15 protein-coding genes are annotated in these 19313 nt (G+C 34.1%); 5 read left to right on the top strand and 10 right to left on the bottom strand.

Annotated features, from left to right (window positions below; genetic code table 11):
• Positions 1–116: 116 nt before the first annotated feature.
• Entirely contained in the window at positions 117–1298 is a 1182-nt protein-coding gene (locus Q0838_RS08400) for a phosphoglycerate kinase (RefSeq protein ID WP_298953509.1), read from the bottom strand.
• Between the two features lie 231 nt (positions 1299–1529).
• On the opposite strand from Q0838_RS08400, the gene Q0838_RS08395 reads away from it, so the two are divergent.
• Both Q0838_RS08395 and Q0838_RS08390 read left to right on the top strand, forming a co-directional pair.
• Positions 1530–2660, top strand: coding sequence for a DNA polymerase III subunit delta' (locus Q0838_RS08395; RefSeq protein ID WP_298953448.1), 1131 nt, complete (start codon positions 1530–1532; stop codon positions 2658–2660).
• Between the two features lie 93 nt (positions 2661–2753).
• The gene (locus Q0838_RS08390) at positions 2754–3149 is read left to right on the top strand and encodes a hypothetical protein (RefSeq protein WP_298953445.1); all 396 of its coding nucleotides are present in this window, start codon (positions 2754–2756) and stop codon (positions 3147–3149) included.
• A 1069-nt stretch (positions 3150–4218) separates the two neighbouring features.
• On the opposite strand, the gene Q0838_RS08385 is transcribed toward Q0838_RS08390, so the two are convergent.
• Genes Q0838_RS08385 through Q0838_RS08370 form a run of 4 tightly spaced genes read right to left on the bottom strand, consistent with a single transcriptional unit; the run spans position 4219 to position 10892 of the window.
• Complete coding sequence (locus Q0838_RS08385; RefSeq protein ID WP_298953442.1) at positions 4219–5058, bottom strand: class I SAM-dependent methyltransferase; 840 nt, start codon at positions 5056–5058, stop codon at positions 4219–4221.
• Positions 5059–5077: 19 nt separating this feature from the next.
• Positions 5078–6949 (bottom strand): tRNA uridine-5-carboxymethylaminomethyl(34) synthesis enzyme MnmG, encoded by a 1872-nt coding sequence (gene mnmG, locus Q0838_RS08380; RefSeq protein ID WP_298953439.1) that lies wholly within the window; start codon positions 6947–6949, stop codon positions 5078–5080.
• A 3-nt stretch (positions 6950–6952) separates the two neighbouring features.
• Positions 6953–7372 (bottom strand): rRNA maturation RNase YbeY, encoded by a 420-nt coding sequence (gene ybeY / locus Q0838_RS08375; protein WP_298953436.1) that lies wholly within the window; start codon positions 7370–7372, stop codon positions 6953–6955.
• Positions 7365–10892: a DUF4175 family protein gene (locus Q0838_RS08370; protein WP_298953433.1), complete on the bottom strand. Its 3528-nt coding sequence runs from the start codon at positions 10890–10892 to the stop codon at positions 7365–7367. Before Q0838_RS08370 ends, ybeY begins: the two co-directional genes overlap by 8 nt.
• A gap of 195 nt (positions 10893–11087) precedes the next feature.
• On the opposite strand from Q0838_RS08370, the gene Q0838_RS08365 reads away from it, so the two are divergent.
• Together Q0838_RS08365 and gltX are read left to right on the top strand one after the other, a co-directional pair.
• Positions 11088–12140, top strand: a complete 1053-nt coding sequence (locus Q0838_RS08365) for an alkane 1-monooxygenase (RefSeq protein WP_298953431.1) — start codon at positions 11088–11090, stop codon at positions 12138–12140.
• A gap of 609 nt (positions 12141–12749) precedes the next feature.
• Complete coding sequence (gene gltX / locus Q0838_RS08360; protein WP_298953429.1) at positions 12750–14267, top strand: glutamate--tRNA ligase; 1518 nt, start codon at positions 12750–12752, stop codon at positions 14265–14267.
• Positions 14268–14341: 74 nt separating this feature from the next.
• Here the strand turns inward: gltX and Q0838_RS08355 are convergent, their stop codons facing one another.
• A complete protein-coding gene (locus tag Q0838_RS08355; RefSeq protein ID WP_298953426.1) occupies positions 14342–15091 on the bottom strand; it encodes a hypothetical protein in 750 nt (249 codons plus the stop codon).
• A gap of 146 nt (positions 15092–15237) precedes the next feature.
• On the opposite strand from Q0838_RS08355, the gene Q0838_RS08350 reads away from it, so the two are divergent.
• A complete protein-coding gene (locus Q0838_RS08350; RefSeq protein ID WP_298953423.1) occupies positions 15238–16245 on the top strand; it encodes an SPFH domain-containing protein in 1008 nt (335 codons plus the stop codon).
• A gap of 95 nt (positions 16246–16340) precedes the next feature.
• Here the strand turns inward: Q0838_RS08350 and Q0838_RS08345 are convergent, their stop codons facing one another.
• The 4 genes from Q0838_RS08345 to Q0838_RS08330 all read right to left on the bottom strand — a co-directional run bounded on the left by Q0838_RS08345 (position 16341) and on the right by Q0838_RS08330 (position 19296).
• On the bottom strand, positions 16341–16559 hold the full coding sequence (locus Q0838_RS08345) for a DUF6327 family protein (RefSeq protein WP_298953421.1): 219 nt from the start codon (positions 16557–16559) through the stop codon (positions 16341–16343).
• Positions 16543–16929 (bottom strand): phage holin family protein, encoded by a 387-nt coding sequence (locus Q0838_RS08340; RefSeq protein ID WP_298953419.1) that lies wholly within the window; start codon positions 16927–16929, stop codon positions 16543–16545. Before Q0838_RS08340 ends, Q0838_RS08345 begins: the two co-directional genes overlap by 17 nt.
• Before the next feature lie 9 nt (positions 16930–16938).
• Complete coding sequence (locus Q0838_RS08335) at positions 16939–17349, bottom strand: YtxH domain-containing protein (protein WP_298953417.1); 411 nt, start codon at positions 17347–17349, stop codon at positions 16939–16941.
• Between the two features lie 267 nt (positions 17350–17616).
• Positions 17617–19296: a glutamine--tRNA ligase/YqeY domain fusion protein gene (locus tag Q0838_RS08330; protein WP_298953415.1), complete on the bottom strand. Its 1680-nt coding sequence runs from the start codon at positions 19294–19296 to the stop codon at positions 17617–17619.
• Positions 19297–19313 lie beyond the last annotated feature (17 nt).

Raw genomic sequence — 19313 nt, 5'->3', positions numbered from 1 at the left:
AAAGGTGTGAGAATTTTTTAGACAATAACGTCTAACTATCTTTATACTGAATAGGCTTTGCACAATCTTATATGATTATGCAAAGCCATAAATTAGTTTTTTAAAAAAATATGGTTTTATCCCTTAATAGCAGCTATACCAGGCAGGGTTTTCCCTTCTAGCATTTCTAGCATAGCGCCACCACCAGTAGATACATAACTTACCTGGTCTGCAAAACCAAATTGTTTTACAGCAGCTACACTATCACCACCACCTACTAACGAGAATGCACCGTTTTTTGTTGCCATTGCTACAGACTTACCTAGGGCGATAGTACCATTTGCAAACGGTTCAATTTCAAAAACACCAGCAGGTCCATTCCATAGAATAGTTTTGGCATTTTGTAACACTTCATGAAATAGCTCTCTAGATTTCTCTCCTACATCTAGTCCCATCCAGCCATCAGGGATTTGATCTATGGCAGCTTTATCCTTAGTGGCAAGCTCAGAAAAAGAATTTGCAATCACCACATCTACCGGTAAGTGAATTCTGGTATTTGTTTCTTTGGCTTTAGCAAGAATATCTAGCGCTAGACTTTGTTTATCGTCTTCTACTAGAGAATCACCTATTTTACCGCCTTGTGCTTTGATAAACGTATAAGCCATACCACCAGCTATAATTAAGTCATCCACTTTACTTAGAATATTCTCAATAACTGTGATTTTAGAAGATACCTTAGCACCACCTAAAATTGCTACAAGTGGTTTTTCTGGTGTTTCCATTACTTTAGCTAGACTATCTATCTCACGATTCATAAGTAGTCCAAAACATTTCTCTTCAAAATATTGTGCTATTACAGCAGTACTAGCATGAGCCCTGTGAGCAGTACCAAAAGCATCATTGATATACACGTCGCCTAATTGTGATAACGCTTTCGCGAAAGCGGAATCTCCAGCAGTCTCTTCACTATAGTATCTTAGATTTTCTAGAAGTAAAACCTCACCAGGTTGTAAATCTTGAGCTGCTTTATTAGCTACTTCTCCTGTACAATCTTGGGAAAATTTAACCTGAACACCAAGAATGTCACTAGCTATATCAACGACATGGTGTAAAGAAAATTCATTCTCTTTTTTCTTAGGACGACCTAAATGTGACATCAATATAACAGAACCTCCTTTTTCTAAAACATGAATAATCGTGTCCTTTGCTGCCTGAATTCTAGTAGCATCAGTCACCTTAAAATTCTCATCTAGAGGGACATTAAAATCAACTCTTATAAGCGCCTTTTTATTTTCAAAATTAATCTGGTCTATAGTCATCTTGTTATATTCAAAATTGTTTAAAAACAAATATAACGGTTCTCGATCTACAATACCGTTGTAGGGAATGGAAAAAGGTATAAGTTGTTTACTCCAGTCCACAAAACCTTATGCCTTAAAATCATTCCATCAATAAAAATATGATAGTCTAGCTATTATAAACAGGTTTTAAATCTCAACAAGAGATGGGTGTTGTCCTGTCTTTAAACAACATCCACTTATATTTGCACTATGCAATACAAAGATGTTTTAGGACTTACACATATAAAAAGCCACTTACAGTCTACTGTAAAAAATGGTCGTATAGCACATGCTCAATTGCTGGTAGGACCTACTGGAAGCGGTGTTTTACCACTTGCAATCGCCTATGCTAGAGATATATTATGTGGAACAAATAATGAAAGCAGTCATGTACAACTTAATAATCTAGCGCATCCAGATTTACATTTTTCTTTTCCCATGCCATCCACTGTAGGAAGTAGTAGTAGTAAAGCAACCTCAGATATTTTTTTAAATCAATGGCGTGTATTCTTAAAAGAGAACTCTTATGGTAGTCTACCAGACTGGTATAAAGCGATCGATATAGAAAAAAAGAATGCCGAAATACGAGTAGCCGAAGCACAACTTATTATGAAAAAGTTGAGCCTTAAATCTTATGAAGGAGGTTATAAAGTACAGATTATTTGGGGAGCAGATAAAATGAATACCGAGGCAGCAAATAAGCTACTTAAACTTATAGAAGAGCCACCTAATAAGACGATTATTTTACTCGTGGCAGAATCTGAAGATAAAATCATTAATACCATAAAGTCTAGGTGCCAGGTTATACATGTACCTAAACTAAATGCCGCTGTAATAGCCGAAGGGTTGCAAAAAAACCTTCAATTAAATGAAAGTCAAAGCTCTATAATAGCTAGACAAGCAGATGGAGATTATAGAAAAGCGGTTCAATTTTCACAAAATAATGCCGAAGATTTACAATTTGAACAATGGTTTGTTCAATGGGTACGCACCGCATTTGTTGCAAAGACTAAAATTACTGCGATTAACGAACTTATGGATTGGGCTACCACGATAGCGGCTGTTAATCGTGAAACACAGATAAGATTTTTAAACTACTGCATTGAATTTTTTAGACAAGCTATGCTTAAAAATTATAAGGCAGAGAGCGCTGTTTATCTCGCACCACAAAGCGGTTTTGATCTTAGTAAATTTGCCCCTTTTGTCGATGGAAATAGGATGATAGAAGTGCAAAAACAACTTCAAGAAGCTATTTATCACATAGAACGTAATGCAAACGGAAAAATAGTACTTACCGATTTAAGCATAGGTATGACGCGTATACTACATTCTAAATCTTAGAAGAATCGGTAAACCCACATCTTTTAGTAATTGATAGATTTCAATACAGCAGTAATAAAAAGGTTAGTATAATTGTAAAACAATACAAAGGCTATGCTATTACACCATTCTGGAATTATATTACTTCTTATCTTTTTACTAGTTACCTACATCATTTCTTCTTTTGAAAAGATATTTGCTTGGAAACAGACCTATAATGGATTTTGTGATTTATTTAAAAACACTCTAAGTCCTATTGTAGTGTTGATTAGTTCTGTAATAATTCTAGGTATTGAAATTATCCTTAGTACTATTATAGTAATTGCGTTATTTAAAATAGTTACAGAACAAAGTTTACTTTATGCTCAATATTCATTTATATTATCCAATATTCTTATTTTAATATTGTTAGTGGGTCTAAGAATTGCAAAGGATTTTGACGGTGCATCGAGATTAGGAATTTACTTCATAATAGGGATTGCAGGTTTATTTTGGTCACAATATATATAATCTATACAAATAACGATTTTAATAAGCTCCTATTATTAAAATCAGCTTTAAATAAGATGTTTTAAGCCATTTAAATAAAAACGTCTATCATTGTGATTAGTGGATTTAAAAACACTCTTAGAACTAATTAAAAGCGTTTTTCAAGTACAAAAGTGATAGAACTAGGTTCTTTATTGAACAGATCTATGCCATTTGATAGAAAACCGATAAGTATTCCATTTATGAAAGGGGCAAATGTTTTTTTATATCTCGAAGACAAAATAGAAACATAAAAACTATCAAACCACATGGGTTTCATTTTTACGATTTCAAATTCTTTTTCAAATAAACTTTTTACTGCTTTTTATTAAAATGAAATAAATACCTGGAGAAATCTTAGCCAGCCCAATACTATACATAAAATCGCGCATCTAGTTTAGGTGTTTACTTGATAATGGGCGTTAGAGTTTTACTTTGATCAAAATATGTATAATACATATGAGTAACCATTTTAATAAACTCCTCTTATTAAAATCGGCTTTAAATAAGGAGTTTTAAGCAATTTAGATAAAAACGTCTATCATTTTGATTAGTGGATTTAAAAACACTCTTAAAACTAATTAAAAGCGTTTTTTAAGTACAAAAGTGATAGAACTAGGCTCTTTACTGAACAGAGCCATGCCATTTGATAGAAAACCGATAAGTATTCCATTTATGAAAGGGGCAAATGTTTTTTTATATCTCGAAGACAAAATAGAAACATAAAAACTATCAAACCACATGGGTTTCATTTTTACGATCTCAAATTCTTTATCAAATAAACTTTTTACTGCTTTTTATTAAAATGAAATAAATACCTGGAGAAATCTTAGCTAGCCCATACTTTCCATAAAATCGCGCATCTAGTTTAGGTGATTACTTGATAATGGCGTTGGAGTTTTACTTTGATCAAAATATGTATGATCTATACAAATAACGATTATAATAGGATTCTTTTATTAAAATCGGCTTTAGATAAGGTATTTTAAGCCATTTAAATAAAAACGTTTATCATTTTGATTAGTGAATTTAAAAACACTCTTAAAACTAATTAAAAACGTTTTTTAAGCACAAAAGTGATAGAACTAGGTTCTTTATTGAACAGAGCTATGCCATTTGATAGAAAACCGATAAGTATTCCATTTATAAAAGGAGCAAATATTTTTTTATATCTCGAAGACAAAATAGAAACATAAAAACTATCAAACCACATGGGTTTCATTTTTACAATTTCAAATTCTTTATCAAATAAACTTTTTACTGCTTTTTTATTAAAATGAAATAAATGTCTAGGGACATCGTACCCTGCCCAATACTTTCCATAGAATCGGGCATCATAAGATTTATAATTAGGTAAAGCTAATATTAAAATGCCGTGAGGTTTTAATAAACCTAGAATCTCTTGTTTCTGCTTTTCAACATCTGTTACATGTTCTAAAACATGATACATAGAAATAAGATCAAAACTATTTTCAGCAAATGATTCTAGATTTGGTTTTAAAACAACTCCTTTTTCTTTAGCAATTTTTCTTGCTTTTGCACTCGGTTCAAATCCTGTTGCAGTAATTCCGTTTTTTTGTAACTCATTAACTAGATCCCCTACTCCAGCACCTATATCTAATACATTTCCTTTATTAATAAATCTGGCTATGAGCGAAGTCTTTGATTTAAGGTTAAAGGACTTTGCAAAATTATAGCAAAACGCAAAAAGTGATTTTTGAGTATCGTCATGTGATAAATAATCTTCACTTTCATAATAAAGATCTAAATCCTCTGGTTGCGGAATAGTCTTTATCAATCCCGTATCTGGATCGAGGTATAATTCAAACTTCTCTTGAGTGAGAAAGTAATCTTTAAGTTTTAAAAAAGGCTTTGAAAATTTAGATTTCATATAATTGTTTCACGTGAAACTATCGACCCATATGGACTAATAATACAGAGATATCACTAGGTGATACCCCAGAAATACGACTAGCCTGAGAAACAGTTACTGGTTGAATTTTTGTAAGTTTTTCTCTAGCCTCAAAAGAAAGCGACTTGATACTTTTAAAATCATAGTTAGGAGGAATTTTTACATTCTCTAATCTATGTAATTTATCTGCATTCTCTTTTTCCTTTGCTATATACCCAGCATATTTAACATGAACTTCTACTTGCTCTAAAATATCATTATCGAGATCATTATCTTCTAGATAACTTTTGACCTGAGAAATAGTTTTCAAATCATCTAAATTAATTTGAGGTCTAGAAAAGACTTTAAATAATTTATCATTTTGAGTCACTTCTTTACTTCCCTTTGCGACTAGTAAATTGTTCATCTCCTTAAAATCATAACTTGTATCACGTAAGAACTGAACCATCCTTTCAGACTCTGATGCTTTACGGTCAACTCTTTTAAGAGCCTCATCGGTAATAATACCCAACTCCACCGCACGTGGTGTTAACCTTAAATCTGCATTATCCTGCCGCAACAATGTTCTGTACTCAGCTCGCGAGGTAAACATTCTATAAGGCTCCTCTGTTCCTTTAGTAATCAAATCATCTACGAGAACTCCTATATAAGCTTCGTCTCTTTTTAATATAAAAGGTTCTTCTTCTCTTATTTTACGCACGGCATTAATACCAGCCATTAAACCTTGAGAAGCTGCTTCTTCATAACCAGTAGTACCATTAATCTGTCCCGCAAAATAAAGACCGTTCACTAATTTAGTTTCTAGCGTGTGCTTTAATTGAGTCGGTGGAAAATAATCATATTCTATAGCATAACCAGGTCTAAAAAACTTGACATTTTCAAACCCAACAACACTACGCAATGCTTTGAACTGAACATCTTCTGGCAATGAGGTACTAAAACCATTTACATAAACCTCGCAAGTGTTCCATCCCTCTGGTTCCACAAACAATTGATGACGATCTTTGTCTGCAAAACGATCAATTTTATCTTCTATACTAGGACAGTAACGCGGGCCTAAAGACTGTATCCTACCATTAAACATAGGAGAACGATCAAACCCTTCACGCAATAAATTATGAACCTCGGGACTCGTATAAGTCATATGACAATCTCTTTGATGCTTAAGAGAAGTTGTCAAATTACTGTAGCTAAATTTTGAAGTATCTACATCTCCAGGTTGCGGTTCCATCTTTGAATAATCTAAAGAACGACCATCTACACGTGGCGGCGTTCCCGTTTTCATTCTACCTGACTCAAAACCTAATTCCACTAACTGACCAGTAATACCTGTTGAGGCTCTTTCACCAGCTCTACCACCGCCGAATTGTTTATCTCCTATATGAATAAGACCGTTTAAAAACGTTCCATTAGTAAGCACTACAGCTTTAGATCTTATCTCAATTCCCAAAGAGGTACGCACCCCTACAGCCTTACCATTCTCTACAATTAAACCAGAAACCATTTCCTGATAGAAATCTAATAATGGAATAGCTTCTAACTGCAGCCTCCATTCTTCAGAAAAACGCATGCGGTCATTCTGTGTTCTAGGAGACCACATAGCAGGTCCTTTAGACTTATTAAGCATTTTAAACTGTATTGCACTCTTATCAGAGACAACACCACTTAGTCCACCCAGAGCATCTATCTCACGAACTATCTGTCCCTTTGCAATACCACCCATGGCAGGATTGCAAGACATCTGTCCTATTGTTTCTAGATTCATGGTAACAAGTAACGTACTAGCACCCATATTTGCAGAAACTGCAGCAGCCTCTCCTCCAGCGTGGCCAGCACCTACTACTATAACATCGTATTCTTTATCAAACATTGCTTATTGTTTCACGTGAAACATCACGATTTTCTCATTCTCTTTTTCACGCATAACACGTGCTTCTTCTTCACTCTTATCACCATAACCACATAAATGCAATACACCATGTGCCATGACGCGATGCAATTCGTTGATCTCGCTTTCGCGAAAGCTGACAGCATTCTCCTTAACCCTATCTGTACTTATATAGATCTCACCATTTATTAAACCGTCTAGACAGTAATCAAAAGTGATAATATCTGTATAGGTATCATGATCTAAATGATCTTGATTAATTTTTAATAGAAAAGCATCTGAACAAAAAACGAAGGACAATTCCCCTATCGTTTTACCCTCAGAAATAACTATAGATTCTATCCATTTTGAATAGGCAACATCATCAAGTTGCTCAAAATTATTCTGGTAGTTAAATTCAATCATTAGCTTTAAAATATTCCTTTACCTTGTTGCGGTATTGGGGCTGCAAAGGTAATACTTGTCTGTTTAAAATCTCTTTGTTATTAAAGTACTTAGAAGCATCAGGAATTTGAGCTCTTGTATTGTTATTAAAGTCTCGTAAACTAGTAGTAGCTTCACGTTGATTCTCCTTGCCTTGTTCCAGACCAGCGTCCTTTAATTTTAATAAATCGTGCTGTATATCCATCATGCGTTCTTGTACCTCTCTATTGAAACCTTGATCCAATAGTTTGCGCTCAACAGCTTTCATTTTATCTGTTATATCACCTACTTTACCTTCTAGCCCTTCCCGACGTATCATATCTTCTAGTTGATTACGTAACTCTTGCTGTTGTTTATAAATATCATAAATACGGGCAGCCTCCTGTTCACTTTCTCTATAACCTTGTTGATCGCCGTCTTCACCACCAGATCCATTTCCATTACCAGAACTATTATTACCACCTTGACCAGAATCACCATCTTGACCGCCTTGATTCCCATTTCCAGATTGGCCGCCTTGTCCTCCTTGACCGCCTTCACCACCTTGACCGCTTTTTCCTGATTTACCAGACTCTCCACCTTGACCAGAATCACCATCCTTGCCAGATTTTCCAGACTTACCACTTTCTGCACCTTGACCGCTTTTTCCATCTTTACCACTTTCTCCACCTTGACCGCTTTTACCTTCCTTACCAGCGTCACCTTCTTTACCTTCTTCTCCTTCTCCAGAATTGGATAAACTCTCTTGTTTTTTTATGATATTGGGTAATTGAAAACCCTGTCCTGATTCACTAGATTTGCCTTTACCTGGCATCGGTATGCTATTCTTCATAGCATCTAGAGAACCACTCAACATATTTGCCAATGTATTAGCTCCTTTAAAAACAAACTGCTGTGATACCTGACCTTTAAGCATTTCAAAATCTGCAATTTGATTTAACGATTTATCTAAATAATAATAAATATCAGTAACCTCTTCATTGATATTCTTACCTATCTTAGGATTGCGAGATGCTAGAGCAAATAAGCTATCATCAACATGTTTAAAAGTGCTTTCTAAATCCTTTTGCAACTTTAATTTACTTCCCAAATTAGGACTTAATCTATTCAGGTCTCGCATGGACTCCATTAAATTCTCCTCCTCTTGAGAGAATACAATTAAGTTATCTAGAATTTGTCTTAAACTTTCTGCATCCTCCTTCATTTGATCGGCAGACATTTGAGCCATTTGAGAAGCCATTTTTTGGGCCTGGTTCTTCATTTTTTGTGAAGCACTTTTCTGTTTCTTTTGTGCATCTGAAGTTTTAGAATCTTCAAGATCTTTACTAGACTGTTTCTGTTCCTCACGTATTTCTTCAGAATCTTCTGGCTCAAATTCTAAACGCATAGGATCTTTAAGACCATCATTCTCTTCTTCTAAGTCTTGAAGCTGCTTCTCCCATTTCTTGTATTCCTCATTCAACTTATTCTGATCTTCTTTCTTATTATCTTCAACACCTTTCTGTGATTGTTCCTTTTGTTTCTGTGCTATTTTTTGCAACTCTTTGCCTAATTGTTCATACTTCTGTTCTACATAATAGCGTTTTGTTAATTCTAATAATTGCTTTAGATTACGTTGCTGCTTTTTAGAATTATTCTTAGACTTTTCCACTTTTTCCTGTAATTCCTCTGCAGATAATTTGTCTTGATACTCTTGTAATTCTTTTAATAATTCTTCGTTCTTTTTAAGTTCGTCCGCACTATTTTGCATGCGCTCTTCAAGAACCTCTTTCATTTCGTCTTTTTGAAAGTTTGATTTCAGAAGATTTTGTTTCAATTTATCTAACTGTTGACGCATTTTTTGTTCTTGCTTTTGTTGATTTTTTAAAGCTTGCTCTAACTTGCGTTTATCATTAAAACTTCTATCCTTTTTTTGTATTTGTTCCTGAGATAATTGATTTAATTGTTCCTGTTGTTTTTGCTGTTCATTTACGGCCTTTTCTAGATTTGCCAAAGACTCCTTTTGTTGAGAAAGCTGCTTTTCTTGAAACTGATCTTCGGACAATTTGCGATAAGAAAACACTTCTGACTTAGTAGATTTAAAAGTATTCACAGCATCGTTATCTATAACCTCAAAATAAAATTGATAACTCTTTCCACCATCTAAGATAATATTACCAGGAAAAGTTAATAGGAACTGATCATAAGTACCACGGTTAGATCCTAATTCATAGGTATCAATTTTAGAAACATCATCAGATGGATAGTACACTAATTGCATTTTACGTATACCATAATCGTCGGACGCCTGACCTTTAAAATACATCACATCTGAATCTATAGAATCCTTTTTCATCTCTATATCTAGTTCGGGATATTCATCCTTTACCATATCAATTTTAAAATGAAGTACTTCAAAATCTTTGATATTTGCATTAGAAGTGGCAATAGAATATTTAAATGGTTGCGAGACCGCTTTCGCGAAAGCGAAACTATTATCATTTTTTTGAAACGAGAATCTCTCTTCTGAAGTTATAAAGTCTACCTGGTTCGTATTAGAAGTTTTTAATTGCCAGGTAATCTTAGTTCCTTGAGGTACGACTGTATTCCCAGTACTTGAAAGTACATCGTCCTTTTTACCGGTATGTGCTGGGTAATCCAGAAGAAGATCAAAACCATTTAAAATAGGAACATCAGATACTTGTAATGTATAATTAGTACTTTTAACTTCATTAGCAGATAAATAAAATCTAGTGTCTTGAACCGGATTAGAAAAAATAAAACTGAACTTACCTGGAGCATCTTGAGTTAAAAAATAAGACTGATCATTATAATGAATAGTTGCATTTTCTGGTAATTTGCGACCACTTACCACAACGTTAAGTTTAAAATCGCGACGCTGCAAAGTGTTAAGATCTTTATTAATAATAGAAAAGTTAAAAGGCGCAGGCGGGATGTATTCATTATTAAAATCTGCTACACGTTTTGCACTATCTGTTAGAACCTCATTATTACCAGTAAAAAATAAACCAGCAATTATAGCCAACGGAATAGCGAGATAAGGTAAGTACTTTCTGTTTTTCTTATAATCAATGGCAAGTGTAAATGGTATAGGTTGAAGACTTTCACTCTTTTGATTAATACTAGCCCATGTAAGTTCATCATCACCTCCATTTTTATGAAGCTGTAAGACATTAATTAATTTATCGGACACTTCTGGAAAATGAGTACCTATCATAGAACTGGCATCTCTAAAATCAATACCACGAGATAATTTAAATAATCTGGCAAGTGGGAGAAGGACAAATCTTATTAACAAGAACAATTCTATTACTACAAAGAGACCGAATAAGATGGACCTGCCAACCGGGCTTAACCAAAGAAAATATTCAATAATTGCAGTAAATAAAAAATACAGCAGTCCCAATGCTAAAAATAAAATTATTCCTTTGATCAATTCATTACGGTAATATTTATTAATAAACCGCTTGAGCTTGACTTCTATTATCTGAAAATTTGTCATTTTTTAAAGTATCGTGTCTTTACCGTAAATATAACGGTTTAGAGCGACCTTTACATGAAAGATGTACTACGTAATCAAAAAAGTCTAAAAACAGCTTAAATATCACTTAAAACAAGTCGATTTTTGATGGATTTTACAAGGATGCTTAACATAAACGATTATCCATTATATTTGATGTACTATAGAAATGAACTTATGAAAGACTTAAAATATCTAGCCGCATATATGACACCGCTTTTTTGTGTCATAGGAATAACAAAAATGGAATTGTGGTTATTTCTTACACCATTTATGATATTTATAATCGTGCCGTTGTTAGAAATGTGGATGCCGTCCTTAAAAAAGAATCTAGATGAGCAGCAAAGAGCGAGTAAGATAAAAAATAAATTCTTTGATGTTATTCTATGGTTAAATGTACCGATTATATACGGAATACTTATTTATGGACTTTACACGTATGCTAATTTTGAATTGGAAACTTATGAAACCGTCGGATTAGTATTATCATTAGGCATAGTAGCAGGAAGCAACGGTATTAATGTTGCACACGAATTAGGCCATCGTCAAGATACCTGGGAACGATATTTAGGAAAATTATTGTTACTTCCTAGTTTATATATGCACTTTTATATAGAGCACAATTACTGTCACCATTTAAAAGCAGCAACTCCAGAGGATCCTGCAACAGCTAGATATAATGAAAACCTGTATGCGTTCTGGTTAAGATCTGTTACATCACAATACACGAGTGCATGGCACACCCAGTTGAAGCTTAACAAAACTCATAACCGAAATTTCTTCTCCTTTAAAAACGATATGTTATGGTACACCGTAATTCAAATATCATATTTATTATGTGTAGGTTTATTCTTTTCTTGGGATACGGCTATAATTACAATAGCTGTAGGAACCATAGGGTTTACACTACTAGAGATTATTAATTATCTAGAACATTATGGATTGCGTAGGAATAAGAAAAAATCAGGACGTTATGAGATAGTGCGAGAGAAACACAGCTGGAATTCTAATCATGCCTTAGGTAGAATTCTTCTTTATGAGTTAACCAGACATAGTGATCACCACTATAGAGCTAGTAAAAAATATCAGGTGCTGGATTATCATACCGACAGTCCACAACTACCTTATGGTTACCCAACGATGATGATTATCGCAACCATACCTCCATTATGGTTTTCGACTGTGAATAAACATGTTCCTCAGGAAATGGTTGAATTGGCAGAAATTTAACATGAGTTTATTCAAAGGAAATACTAGATACGATGCAGCTCGTGAATTACAAGAAGCTTTTGAAAATGACAAAAAACAAAAATATAAATCGAAAAAATGGATAACCTATCTATTTTTAATTTAAGGAACCTTAATACTAGTGGTCTATTTAACTGATTATGTCACAGAATATCAATTTATAAAAAATAGCAAAAATCAATCGGTAAAATAAAATATGTAGACTTTATATCGACTACAGATGGTCAGGTCTAGGATCCACAAATAAAGCATTTGATAGAATTGTTTTACAGTTATAAAGTAAAAGACTCCGTTTATGAGGATGTACAAGATATATAATTTGAAAGATTATTTTGACTTAAAAAATTTAAATCGAGATTCAATCATAGTATTATATGATCCAAGAAACCCTGAAAATAGTAGAATAAAAAAGATAAAAGAATAGATCACTATTATTGAGATAGAAACAAGAGTAATAAAATTACTCGTAGATGATTCTTATCACAAAAAGCAACTTTTATTAGAGAGTATTATTAATCAAAAACTCTGAGAGCATCACTCAAAACTTATACGAGATATACTAAATTTGCAATCCAATAAAAATGCTACAAAATGAGTACAGATGTACGAGTAAGATTTGCGCCCAGTCCTACTGGACCTCTTCACATAGGAGGTGTAAGAACAGCGCTCTTCAATTATTTATTTGCAAAGAAACATAATGGTACTTTTATACTGCGTATAGAAGATACTGATCAAAACAGATACGTAGAAGGAGCTGAAGATTATATAATAGAAGCATTAGACTGGTGCAATATTCCTTATGATGAAGGACCAGGAAAAGAAGGAAAACATGGCCCTTATCGTCAAAGTGAGCGTAAAGAAATGTATCGAGCTTATGCTGAAGAATTAATAAAAAAAGGAGCAGCATATTATGCATTTGATACTGCCCAAGAATTGACACAAGCCAGAACAACCGCCGAAGCTAATAAAGAGACTTTCATTTACAACCATAATAATAGATTAAATTTTACGAACTCTTTGACACTTTCTGAACAAGAAGTTGAAGAAAGAATAGATCGTGGAGATGCCTACACAGTGCGTTTTAAACCAGAATTAAAAACGCTACCTATGTACGACGAGATACGTAAAGGAATTGAAATCGATACCACACTGCTAGATGATAAAGTATTATTTAAAAGTGATGGTATGCCCACTTATCACTTAGCAAACGTAGTGGATGATCATGAAATGAAAATCTCCCATGTAATACGTGGAGAAGAATGGTTGCCTAGTATGGCATTACACGTTTTGTTATATGAGAGTTTTGGTTGGGAACGTCCTAAATTTGCACACTTACCCTTAATTTTAAAACCTACAGGTAAGGGTAAATTAAGCAAACGAGATGGAGATAAAATGGGCTTTTCTGTATTTCCGTTACACTGGAAAGATCCTAAAAGTGGAGAGATTTCTACTGGTTTTAAAGAAGATGGTTTCTTACCAGAGGCTATGGTTAATATCCTTGCTTTCTTGGGTTGGAATCCTGGTACAGAGCAAGAACTTTTTAATCTGAAACAGTTGATAGAAGCATTTAGCCTTGAAAAAGTAAATAGTTCTGGTGCAAAATATGATCCAGAAAAGGCAAAATGGTTTCAGCAGCAGTGGTATGTACAGCAGGATGATGCTGTTATAGGTTCCGCTTTCGCGAAAGCGTTACAAGAACAAAATATCTCATATGGTTCTGAAGATTATGTAAGCATGGTGGCAGGAATGGTCAAAGAACGTGCGGTTTTTACCGAAGATCTGTTTGAACTAGCCGGTTTTTTCTTTACAGCTCCTGACTCTTATGATGATAAAAATGCCAAAAAAGCATGGAAAGAGGGAACTAACGAGATCATGCAAAACGTGGTAGAAATAATTAATAATACAGAAGATGATAGCGCAGCTGGACTAAGTGCTGCTGTAAAAGGATGGATCACGGATAAAGAAATGGGATTCGGAAAAGTAATGATGCCATTAAGACTAGCACTAGTAGGAAGTCTTATGGGCCCAGATGTATTTGAAATAGCCTCTATGATAGGTAAAACAGAAACAGTAAATCGTATAGAAACAGCTATAAAGAAATTAGGATAATATTCAATTTCTCAAATAAAAAAAGCCTGGTAATATATTTTTACCAGGCTTTTTTTATTTGAGGAGAGAGTCGTCTAGAAATATAGTCTAGCTCCTACACTTATAAAACTGAAATTACCGTCTATATTATCACCAGCGAGGTTAGTACCAGCAAGTGAATCTATAAAAGAATAATGATAATGAGCAGTAACTCTATAGTTTCTAGCACCACCTGAAAAGCCTATAATACCATTAATATTTATAGGAGAAGTCTCTTGAAAATCTTTTAAAACTATAGGATTTAAACCACCGGTGAAGGAATTTTCATAACGTTCTTCTTTATCTATTTTAAGTTCACCGTTAAGCTGTAAAGCAGGTCCAGCTTCTATAGAAAAAAAGTCACTTTGTGCTATTTTCCACGCCATTAAAAACTTAACCTCTGCTCCTATTACACGCATATCTATCTGATCGTTAGTAATGTTTTCATTTACAGAAAAATTATGATTAAAGATTCCGATGGAATAAATCAAATCAAAATCATCTCTAAAATCTCCTCGTGTTTCTAGAGAAGCAGACCAACCTGTTCCTTGTGTCACATTAACAGCATCGCTATTAATATTAAAGAAAGTGGCATCTACACCTAGACCTATGCGATTATTATAGGTGTATTTGAGAGTTGCAGCGGCATTGATACTTATATCTTCTACAGGAGTTTCTCCAAAAGTTACTGGGTCATTAACCGTAAAAATTGTGGTATCCTCAACAAATGAATTGATAAGATGATCCTGAGCTAAAGCCTTATTTATCGCTAGAACAGTGAGAAGTACTAAAAATGAGTTTTTCATAGGGAATGTAACAAAGCACACAAACATACCACTAATCTATAGTAAGCTAGAATAAAGTTATTAAAATATAACCTATCAGCCACTTTAACGATAAAGTAGTTTACTTTTAATACATTTATTAACAATAACCATTAAAAACAAAAATTATGGATTTAATTATTTATGCCGTTGTAGGTCTGCTAGCAGTAGTAGTTCTATTGGGTACTTTTTTTACCGTAAAACAGCAAACTGCTGCGGTAGTAGAGCGATTTGGTAAATTTACCAGTATGCGCCAGTCAGGATTACAACTTAAGATACCAATAATTGATAAGATCGCAGGAAGAATAAATCTGAAGATTCAACAATTAGATGTAATCGTAGAGACTAAAACCAAAGATGATGTATTTGTACGTCTTAAAATATCAGTACAATTTCAGGTAAGAAGGGAAAAAGTATATGATGCCTACTACAGACTTCAAAATCCACATGATCAGATCACAGCTTATGTATTTGACGTAGTACGTGCCGAAGTTCCTAAAATGAAACTAGATTACGTATTTGAGAAGAAAGATGACATCGCTATCGCTGTAAAACGAGAATTAAATGAGGCGATGATGGATTATGGATATGACATCATTAAAACGCTTGTAACGGACATAGATCCAGATATACAGGTAAAGGCAGCAATGAATAGAATTAACGCTGCAGAGCGTGAGAAAACAGCTGCAGAGTATGAAGCTGAGGCCGACCGTATCAAAATAGTTGCTAAAGCACGCGCTGAAGCAGAATCTAAGCGCTTACAAGGTCAAGGTATCGCAGACCAACGTCGTGAAATTGCTCGTGGATTAGAAGAAAGTGTAGATGTACTTAATAATGTAGGTATCAATTCTCAAGAAGCGAGTGCCCTTATAGTGGTTACACAACACTATGATACATTACAGTCTATAGGTGAGGCAACACAGTCTAATCTGATTTTACTACCTAATTCACCACAAGCTGGTAGTGACATGTTAAATAACATGATTGCCAGTTTTACAGCAAGTGCACAAATAGGTGAACAAATGAAAAAAACTAATGCTGATAAAGAAGAAAAGGTAAAACAGTCTTCTAGATCCCAAAGAGAAAAAGAAAATGGTTATGATGATGATGGCCTAGAAGATGGATGGGTAGAATAATTTACGTACACTTTTATAAACACAAAAACGCTATCATTACTGATGGCGTTTTTTTTTGAAATGTGCTTTTTAAAACAATTTATGATATTAAAATATCATTTTTTTCCTTTGAGACCGACTAGCTTATTTACAACCTTTAAAACCACAGCTTTTTTTGCAATGGAGCTTATTGCACTAGTTAAAATAGAAACAGCAGAAAAACTCTCTTTAACTTCATTTAACTCTAACTTCATAGTCTCCTGATGTATTTGCTGCTGCAATTTAAGATACCTTAAATCACGATCTATTTCATCAAAATTATTGTAAACCCTCATGTTGTTTTATTTTAATATCCACGTTATCATTAAAAAATTGAGTACTAGCTTTTTTAACCAATATTTTTTCAAGAGTTTTTTTAAGAAATAAGGATAAAATGATCATTAAAAATATGTAAAACGCACCTATTATAAGATATCCTAATGCAATGTTATCCAAAACATTTCCTAGATAAATAGCCATAGCAACACTAAAAAAAATAAGCGCTACAAGGAAGAAGAAACCTAAAATAATATAGTAACTACTAGAAACTAAACCCTTCATGACCTTTTTAAAAAGATCTAGTTTGTGATAACTAATAGAGCTTTCAATATAATCTTGAGTCGCCGTAGTAAATTCTCTAAAATTGTCAATTAGATGTTTTCCCAAATCCTACGTTTATATATTAACCTTGGCAGATGCTGTTTTGATACCTTCTTTAACAGTATTAGGTTTCTGTAGCTGAGAATTTTTCATACGTAATTGCTCTAGTTTTTCCTCTAAAGCGACAATAGCGTCGTCTGCTTTATAGCTTGCGCTAGAAAGAGCTGTTTCAATTCTATCACCTACGGTACCTCTTAACTCAGTAGCTCTAGAGTTTACAGTAGAAGAAATTTGAGATGCTTTTTCTGATACTTGAGCATAAGTCTTACGGGCTTGTGCATCTATATCTTTTTGAGCCTTTTTAGCTTGTTTTTTTAATTTTTTTCTAGTTTTCTCTCCACTATCTGGAGCATATAACATTCCTGCAGTAGCGCCTATTGCAGCACCTGCTATTAAAGCGATTAAGGTATTAGATGATTTAGACATGATATTTCTTTATTTTGTTCAATAACAAAGGTAATTCTAAACGCATTTCAGTGTAGTTAATACAGAGTTAAGCTTACATGAGTTACTATTAAAACCATGCTAAAAGTTGATAATAAATATTAAAAATAGTTAAAATAGTAAATACTATATATGATTTATCAAAAAAGCCCACGATTAAGTGAGCTTTAAATTATTCTATCTATGTACTACAGATTAGGTTTAAGGTAATCTCGCTTTCGCGAAAGCGCAACCTCTATCCTACTCTATCTAAGCATCTACCTTAGCCCAAGTATCACGCAAGGTAACGGTGCGATTAAAGACCAATTTATCATCTGTTGTGTCAGGATCTACACAAAAGTACCCCATACGTTGAAACTGCACTGTTTGTCCTATGGAAAGATTTTTCATTGCAGGCTCTGCCATAGCAGTGATCACCTCTAGGGAATCTGGGTTAACAAATTCCATGAAATCCTTTTCTTTATCTGTATCTGGAGATGGAACCGTAAATAAACGGTCATACAGTCTCACCTCTACAGGTAGGGCTTGTGCAGCACTTACCCAGTGTAATGTTCCTTTTATCTTGCGCATACTAGCTTCGCTCCCGCTACCACTCCTAGAATCTGGGTCATAAGTAGCATGAATCTCTGTAATATTACCGTCTGCATCTTTGATACAACCTTCACCTTTTATGATGTACGCATTTTTAAGACGTACTTCTTTACCGTTCTTTAAACGGAAAAATTTCTTATTTGCTTCTTCCCTATAATCTTCACGTTCTATATAGATCTCTCTAGAAAAAGGAACCTTTCTAAAACCTCTAGACTCATCTTCCTGACTATTTTCTGCCTGAAGGATTTCTACCTGATCTTCTGGATAGTTAGTAATAACGAGTTTTATAGGATCAAGAACACACATCACACGGTCTGCAATTTTATTAAGATCATCTCGCAAGTGAAATTCTAGATGATTCATATCTACTAGATTATCGCGCTTACCTATTCCAATAGAATCCGCAAAATTCTTAATAGATGCAGCGGTGTAACCTCGACGTCTTAAACCAGAAATAGTAGTCATGCGTGGGTCATCCCAGCCTGTAACTATATTTTGCTCTACCAGTTTTTGCAATTTACGTTTACTTGTAACCGTATGAGATATGTTTCTACGTGCAAATTCACGTTGTTTAGGGCGTACTTTATCCGTATCTACTATTTGATCTAAGAACCAGTCATAAAGCTCTCTATGAGGTTTAAATTCTAGTGTACAAAAGGAATGTGAAATTTGTTCTAAATAATCACTTTCTCCATGTGTCCAGTCGTACATAGGATAGATTTTCCATGTATCACCGGTTCTATGGTGATCGCGATTTACTACACGATACATGATAGGATCACGCATGAGCATGTTATTGGACTTCATATCGATTTTGGCACGTAGGATATGTTCACCTTCACCAAAATCTCCATTCTTCATTCCTTCAAAAAGCGCCAAATTCTCTTCTACCGATCTATCGCGATAAGGTCCATCTACTCCAGGTTCTGTAGGAGTTCCTTTTTGAGCAGCCATTTCTTCACTAGATTGTGAGTCTACGTAGGCTTTTCCTTCTTTAATAAGATGGATGGCCCAGTCATAAAGTTCTTGAAAATAATCTGATGCAAAGCAAAGGTTATCCCATTTATAACCCAACCATTGTACATCTTTCTTTATAGCATCTACGTACTTTGCTTCTTCCTTTGCAGGATTAGTATCATCAAAACGCAGATTTACTGGTTTATTAAACTTCTCTCCTAACCCAAAGTTTAAACATATAGCACTAGCGTGACCTATATGCAGATAACCATTAGGTTCTGGTGGAAAACGGAAACGTAATTTATCCTTAGAGAGACCATTGTTTAAATCGTCTTCTATGATATCTTCTATAAAATTATTAGGCTTTTTCTCTTCACTCATGATGTTCTCTTTTACTA

Origin of the sequence: uncultured Nonlabens sp. (assembly GCF_947495285.1) — a bacterium.
In the GTDB taxonomy this organism is placed as follows: domain Bacteria; phylum Bacteroidota; class Bacteroidia; order Flavobacteriales; family Flavobacteriaceae; genus Nonlabens.
This window is presented reverse-complemented; position numbering and strand designations above follow the sequence as displayed.